Below are 6,913 nucleotides of genomic sequence, written 5' to 3' on the forward strand. Positions count from 1 at the left end.
CCGATGTGCGACCACGTGACGTGGTGCGGGCACCCCGGGCGGCCCTGAAAAACCGGGACCGGGCCCGGATCGGGAACCGGATGGGACCCCGAAGAAAGGACAACGATGACCACCGAATCGGTTGCACCAAAAGCTCAGGACCTCGCCACGGGCCAACCCACGGCCCCTGAAGCCAACGCATCGAAGCCCACCCATGTCGCCGAAACGGTCGCCGAAACCGTGGCGCGGCTACGTAAGACGTTCGCCACCGGTCGCACTCGCAGTGTCGAGTGGCGCAGGAACCAATTGCTGCAGTTGCAACGGCTGATGGAGGACAACGAGGACGCGATCACCAAGGCGCTCGCCGAGGATTTGGACCGCAACCCGGTCGAGGCGTATATCGCCGACATCGCGGTCACCATTGCCGAAGCGAAGTACGCGGCCAAAAAGGTGCGCAGGTGGATGCGTCGCAAATACCTGCTTCTCGAGGCGCCCCAGCTACCGGGCCGCGGCTGGGTGGAGTATGAGCCTTACGGCACCGTGCTGATCATCGGCGCCTGGAATTACCCGTTCTATCTGACGCTGGGCCCGGCGGTCGGGGCGATCGCCGCCGGAAACACCGTCATCCTCAAACCCTCGGAGATCGCCGCGGCGTCGTCACGACTGATCGCCGAGCTGGTGCCCCGCTACCTCGACCGCGACGCGATCGCCGTGGTCGAAGGCGACGGCTCGGTAAGCCAGGCGCTGATCGCGCAGGGCCTCGATCGGGTGATGTTCACCGGCGGCACCGAGATCGGCCGTAAGGTCTACGAAGGCGCGGCGCCGCATCTGACCCCGGTCACGCTGGAACTCGGCGGCAAGAGCCCGGTGATCGTCGCCGCCGACGCGGACATCGACGTGGCCGCCAAGCGCATCGCCTGGATCAAGCTACTCAACGGCGGCCAGACCTGCGTCGCCCCCGACTACGTGCTGGCCGACGCGACCATTCGCGACGAGCTCGTCACCAAGATCGGCGCCGCCATCGGCAGGTTCCGCTCCCAGGACAACCCGGACGGCTTGCGCATCGTTAACCAGCGCCAGTTCGACCGGTTGAGCGGTTACCTCGCCGCTGTTGAAAACCAGGGCGAAGCCGACGGTAAGGCCAAGGTCGCGGTGGGCGGCAAGTGCGACGCGTCGAGCCTGCGCATCCAGCCGACCGTCGTCGTCGACCCCGATCCGGCCGGACCGCTGATGTCCAACGAGATTTTCGGTCCGATCCTGCCGGTGCTCACCGTCAAGTCCCTGGACGAGGCGATCAAGTTCGTCAACTCACGGCCCAAGCCGTTGTCGGCATACCTGTTCACCAAGTCACGCGAAACCCGCGAGCGGGTGATCAAGGAGGTGCCGGCCGGCGGCATGCTGGTCAACCACCTGGCCTTCCAGGTATCGACGGCCAAGCTGCCGTTCGGCGGCGTGGGCGCCTCCGGCATGGGCGCCTACCACGGCAAATGGGGCTTCGACGAGTTCAGCCACCGCAAGTCGGTGCTGACCAAGCCGACCCGCCCCGACTTCTCGAAGATCATCTATCCGCCCTACACCGAGCGCGCCTTCAAGCTGGCGCGCAAGCTGTTCTAGCCTGACGCAGACGCCCGCACGACCCGGTCGGCTGCCGGGCCGACCTTGACCATGCAACGCACATTCAGAGAGGAACCTGATGCCCGGAGTGCAGGATCGCGTCGTCGTCGTTACCGGAGCCGGCGGGGGATTGGGCCGCGAATACGCCCTGACGCTTGCCAAGGAAGGGGCCAGCGTGGTCGTCAACGACCTCGGCGGCGCCCGTGACGGCACCGGCGCCGGCCACAACATGGCCGACCAGGTGGTCGCCGAGATCAAGGACGCCGGCGGCCGCGCGGTGGCCAACTATGACAGCGTTGCCGAGCCCGAGGGGGCTTCCAACATCATCAAGACGGCGCTCGACGAGTTCGGGGCGGTGCATGGCGTGGTCAGCAACGCCGGGATCCTGCGCGACGGCACCTTCCACAAGATGCCGTTCGAGAACTGGGACGCCGTGCTCAAGGTGCACCTCTATGGCGGCTACAACGTGATCCGCGCGGCCTGGCCGCACTTCCGCGAGCAGAGTTACGGCCGGGTCGTCGTCGCCACCTCCACCAGCGGGCTGTTCGGCAACTTCGGACAGACCAACTACGGCGCGGCCAAGCTCGGTCTGGTCGGCATGATCAACACGCTGGCGCTGGAGGGCGCCAAGTACAACATTCACGCCAACGCGGTCGCCCCGATCGCGGCCACCCGGATGACCCAGGACATCCTGCCGCCCGAGGTGTTCGAGAAACTCACGCCCGACTTCGTCGCGCCGGTGGTGGCCTACCTGTGCACCGAAGAGTGCGCGGACAACGCGTCGGTGTTCATCGTCGGCGGCGGCAAGGTGCAGCGGGCCGCGTTGTTCCAGAACGCCGGAGCCACCTTCGACACCCCGCCTTCGGTGCAGGAGGTGGCGGCACACTGGGGTGAGATCACCGACCTGTCCGGCGCGCAAAAAGCCGGTTTCAAGCTGTAGTTTGCATGAAAGCCTGTGTCGTACAAGAGCTTTCCGGCCCGTCCGGCATAGTTTATACCGATATCGACGATATTCCCGATGACGGCGACAAGGTCGTCATCGACGTTCGTGCTGCCGGCGTGTGCTTTCCCGACCTGCTGCTGAGCAAGGGCGAGTACCAGCTGAAGTTGCCGCCGCCGTTCGTGCCCGGGCTGGAAACCGCGGGCATAGTGCGCTATGCGCCGCCTGGCTCGGGTTTCCGTGTGGGAGAACGGGTCTCGGCATTCGGGGTGCTCGGCTGCTACGCCGAACGGGTGGCCGTTCCGGTTTCCAACGTGGTGCGCAGCCCCGCCGAGCTCGACGACGCCGAAGCCGTGTCGTTGTTGGTCAACTACAACACCATGTACTTCGCGCTGGCGCGGCGCGCCGCGATGCGGCCGGGCAACACGGTGCTGGTGCTCGGTGCCGCCGGCGGGGTGGGCACGGCCGCCGTCCAGCTTGCCAAGGCGATGGGCGCACGCCAGGTGATAGCCGTGGTGCACCGCGAGGGGGCGGTTGACTACGTCGGCGCGCTCGGCGCCGACGTAGTGCTGCGATTGACGGACGGCTGGGTTGCCCAGGCGCACAAGCACACTCACGGCCGCGGTGTGGATATCGTCGTCGATCCCATCGGCGGCCCGAGCTTCGACGACGCCATCCGGGTGCTGGCCATCGACGGCAAGTTACTGGTCATCGGCTTTGCCGCGGGCAGCATCCCGACGCTCACCGTCAACCGGCTGCTGTTGCGCAACATCGGGGTGCTCGGCGTCGCCTGGGGCGAGTATCTCAACAAGGTCCCCGGTTCGGCGGCGTTGTTCTCCTGGGGTTTGAACTATCTGGTCGCCCTGGGGTTGAGACCGCCTCCGCCGCAACGCTATCCGCTGTCCGAAGCCCAGGCCGCGTTGCAGAGCCTGGCCGACGGAGGTGTGCTTGGCAAGGTGGTTCTCGAGCCTTAGCCTGAATGGTCTCGCCCGCAAGTCTGTCGGGGGTCATGTCCGGGCGGTTGGGTCGAGTTGCCGGACCATCGTGTTCGGTACCCACATCGAACTGCGTTAATTACCACTGCTTAATGCCTGATTGAGTATCGGTATCGGCTGCCTTCTTGCTGGGATTGGGGCGCTCTGTGGTGATCGGTTTGCCGCTGAGTGCCGTATTTGCTGCGCGATCACCGAAAGTCGGGATTTCCATTAACTATTGGGAAGGGAGTGCTGTTGTGGCGTTGTGGGTGGTTCCGGAGGGACTGGCCGGCGCGGCCGCACAAGTGGCGGCGTTGAGTGCGCGGTTGGCGGCCGCGCATGCTGCGGCGGCGCCGGTGATTTCGGCCAACAAGGACGGTTAGTCAGGATGCTGTTCTTTTCACCGGCTAGTTCGCCGCCGCACCCGAGGACATCCTCGACATCGCCTGTGGTCAAAATAGCTGCGCCGCCGCGGTTTTGGTTACCGTGACGACGGCTAGGCCGCGCCGGTGAGGTCGCCGATAACCGATTCGACTCCGTTCAGCAAGACGATGGTCTGGAAGCCGCCCGCGAGGGTCAGCAGGGCCACATCCGCAGCGACCGGATAGCCGAATGCATTGACTATGCCGGCCGGGTCACCGTTGGCCAGCTCCCGGATCCCGTCCAGGAAGAGGTTGACGTTATACGACGGAACCTTGGTGGCCAGGGTGTTGACGATGTCAGCCGTCGGTAGCGCCATGGCGTAGGTGTCGGCGGCCGCGCTGCTGATGGCGTTGGTGATATGGGTGTTGGCCGCCTTGAGGGCATCGATGATGCCGTCGATGGGCGAACCGGTGGCCGCAGGCAGAGTCGGTAACGCCCATGCCGTCGGCGAGCCGCCGGTCAGCGCGGCGGCCGGCAGTGAGAAGTCGGGCAGCGACGTCGGCAGCATGGCGCCGATATCGCCGGCGAAGGCGTTCACCCCCTGCTGGGCTGCGCCGACCATATCGCCGGCAAAGGTCACCGGGTCGATCGACGGGAACAGCCCGAATCGGGTGGGTACATCCGCATATCCGGTCGAATAGCCGAAGTGGGGATCACCGTAGCCGAGGTTGACCAGATATGTCAGGTTCGGTTCGACCAGATCCGCCAGCGGGTTGCCGATCACCGGAAGCGCCCGTAGCGGCTGCAGCAACGGCAGCCCGGGATAGGTGATCATGTAGTAGTGCTCGAGGCCGTTGTTGGCCGGCGACACCGGCAGCTCCACCATGTTGTAGCCCGGGGGAAGGTTGTTCGGATCCAGTAATGGATAGTCGCCGTGCACGAACTGGATGCCCATGAACGCGTTGAGGTCCGCCAGGAAATTGATCGGGTAACGCGGGAAGTCGGCGTATCCGTCGTATTGCAGGGTGTACTGGCTGAGTTGGTAACCCGAATTCGACGGCGTCGCCCCGTAGAACTCCAGACCCAGCGCCGGCATCGACAGCCCGGGGAAGCGTGACAGCAGGCCGCCGTTGGGGGCCATCGGATTACCCAGCAGCGTGAAGCTGAGGTTGGCCGTGTTCGGGCTTCCCTGCAGAATGAGTTGGCGCATCTCCATCGAGGAGAGGATCGCGCTCTGCGAATAGCCCAACACCGCGACGTTGCCGCCGGCTGTGATCAGCCCTTGCGGCCCGAAGAGCGCGTTGTCCAGGATCTGCACACCGGTGGTCACCGACTGGGTGAGCGGCAAGTCCTTGATCTGGGTGAGCGGATACAAGCCTTCAGGGGTGTTGAGGGGGATCAACTGGCTGGGGGTTCCCGAAATATAGGGCGCGACGGACTGCATGTAGGCCAGTGATGGGATCGGCGTGCCGCTGCCGGTCATGATCAGCGCGTCGAACGGCGACGCCAGCGCCGCCGGTGCCGGCATTGCGCCTCCCGCCGGGGCGGCCGGGGCCGCGGCGCCGCCGAGTAACGACTGAATGGGCGAGGTCACCGCGCGAAGCGCCCCGGAAACCATCGCCGCGTTGGCTGCCTCGGCCTTTGTGTAGGCCGTCGCGGCGGCGGCCAGGGCCTGGGCGAATGTGTCGTGGAACTCCGCGGCCTGCTTGATGACCGCCTGGTATTCCTGTGCGTATGCGCCGAACAGCGTCGCAGCCGCGGCCGACACCTCGTCGGCGGCGGCCGCCGCAAGACCGGTGGTTGGGCCGGCGGCGGCGGCATTGGCCGCGGCGATCGCCGAACGAATTCCCTCGATGTTCGCGGCGGCGTCGGCCATCAGTTGCGGTTGCGCGATCATGCTGGTCATCGATCAATTTCCTTCAAACCCAGGGTGTTTCGTTGTGATAGCGCCGATGAGGCGAAACCGATGGCCCGGGCGGCACCGGCCATCGGGAGGTCCGGCATCTGTCAGCCTAGATCGGTCCGTTGGTTCATAGTGCGCGTTTGGCTATCTCAGCCGAACTCAGCCGCGCGCGGGTTGCTCGACGGCCGAACCGCGCCGCCGTCAGGCGATCTGGGACCCAATGTCGCGGACGGTCGTGACGGCGGCTTGGACGCCGGATCGCGTTAGAAATCGGTGACCACGATGCCCAGCAGGACCAACCCCTCAAGCCCGCCGGCAAGCGCAAGCAACCCCACGTCGGCGGCGATCGGATAACCGATGGCATTGATCAGCCCGACCGGGTCGCCGTTGACCGCTTGTTCGATGCCGTCCAGGAAGAGGTTGACGTTATAAGACGGGACTTCGGTCAGGCCGGCGTTGAGGATGTCCGCCGTCGGGAGCAGCGACTCGTAAGCGCGGGAGAGCCCCCCGGAAACGGTGTTGGAGAGATAAGTGTTCGCGGCCTGCAGGTCGGTGATCAAGCCGTCGATCGACGTCGGCGGAACCACTATTGCGGGCGGCGACGCGATCGACGTCAGCAGATCCACCAGGCGCGACGAACCCAGGCTGGGCACGGTCGGCGGTCCCTGCGGTCCTTGGCCGAGGACATCGTTGACCGCGGCGCTGAAGCCCTGCTGCGTTCCGGTGACCAATTGTGCGGCGACGACGGCCGGGTCCACCTCAGGGAAGAGCCCGAACGGCGTGGGCACGTTCGCCGGCGCGGTCGAATAGCCGTAGCGGGGGTCCCCGTAGCCCAAATTGACGATCGTCGTCAAATTCGGCTCGACGAGATCGGCGAGTGGGTTACCCAGCACCGGAATGAATCTCAGCGGAGTCAACAGCGGTAAATGGTGTGTGCGGATGATGTAGTAGGAGGTACTTCCCTGGTATGTCGGCTCCGTGGGTAACTTGATCAGATCGCCCGGGGGCAGCGTCTGCGGATTGATATCCGGAGTATCGGTGTGGACGAAGGCGATGCCCGCGATGGCATTCAGGTCCGACACGATGTTGAGCGGATAGCGCGGGAAGTCGGCGAAGCCGTCGTACTCGTGGGTGTAGATC

General features: G+C 65.4%; 5 protein-coding genes and 1 pseudogene. 4 read left to right on the top strand and 2 right to left on the bottom strand.

Annotation, left to right across the window (positions count from 1 at the left end; all coding sequences use genetic code 11):
• Positions 1-105 precede the first annotated feature (105 nt).
• The 4 genes and pseudogenes from BST40_RS20700 to BST40_RS20715 all read left to right on the top strand — a co-directional run.
• Positions 106-1,593 carry an aldehyde dehydrogenase family protein gene (locus BST40_RS20700; RefSeq protein ID WP_075545101.1) on the top strand — a complete coding sequence of 496 codons (1,488 nt, stop codon included), beginning with the start codon at positions 106-108 and terminating at the stop codon, positions 1,591-1,593.
• A gap of 79 nt (positions 1,594-1,672) precedes the next feature.
• Positions 1,673-2,533 (top strand): SDR family NAD(P)-dependent oxidoreductase, encoded by an 861-nt coding sequence (locus BST40_RS20705; protein ID WP_075545102.1) that lies wholly within the window; start codon positions 1,673-1,675, stop codon positions 2,531-2,533.
• Positions 2,534-2,538: 5 nt separating this feature from the next.
• A complete protein-coding gene (locus tag BST40_RS20710) occupies positions 2,539-3,507 on the top strand; it encodes an NADPH:quinone oxidoreductase family protein (RefSeq protein ID WP_075545103.1) in 969 nt (322 codons plus the stop codon).
• A gap of 257 nt (positions 3,508-3,764) precedes the next feature.
• A pseudogene (locus BST40_RS20715) lies at positions 3,765-3,875 on the top strand (PE domain-containing protein); the annotation flags it as partial.
• A 128-nt stretch (positions 3,876-4,003) separates the two neighbouring features.
• On the opposite strand, the gene BST40_RS20720 reads toward BST40_RS20715, so the two are convergent.
• Positions 4,004-5,776 carry a PE-PPE domain-containing protein gene (locus BST40_RS20720; protein WP_075545104.1) on the bottom strand — a complete coding sequence of 591 codons (1,773 nt, stop codon included), beginning with the start codon at positions 5,774-5,776 and terminating at the stop codon, positions 4,004-4,006.
• A 260-nt stretch (positions 5,777-6,036) separates the two neighbouring features.
• On the bottom strand, positions 6,037-6,913 hold an 877-nt coding region (locus BST40_RS20725; protein ID WP_142276769.1), incomplete at its 5' end, for a PE-PPE domain-containing protein.

It is taken from the genome of Mycobacterium persicum, assembly GCF_002086675.1.
Taxonomy (GTDB): Bacteria; Actinomycetota; Actinomycetes; order Mycobacteriales; family Mycobacteriaceae; genus Mycobacterium; species Mycobacterium persicum.

Excerpts from the sequence above, each read along its gene's own strand:
- BST40_RS20700 (WP_075545101.1), top strand. The coding sequence starts at position 106 with ATGACCACCGAATCGGTTGCACCAAAAGCTCAGGACCTCGCCACGGGC.
- BST40_RS20705 (WP_075545102.1), top strand. The coding sequence starts at position 1,673 with ATGCCCGGAGTGCAGGATCGCGTCGTCGTCGTTACCGGAGCCGGCGGG.
- BST40_RS20710 (WP_075545103.1), top strand. The coding sequence starts at position 2,539 with ATGAAAGCCTGTGTCGTACAAGAGCTTTCCGGCCCGTCCGGCATAGTT.
- BST40_RS20720 (WP_075545104.1), bottom strand. The coding sequence starts at position 5,776 with ATGACCAGCATGATCGCGCAACCGCAACTGATGGCCGACGCCGCCGCG.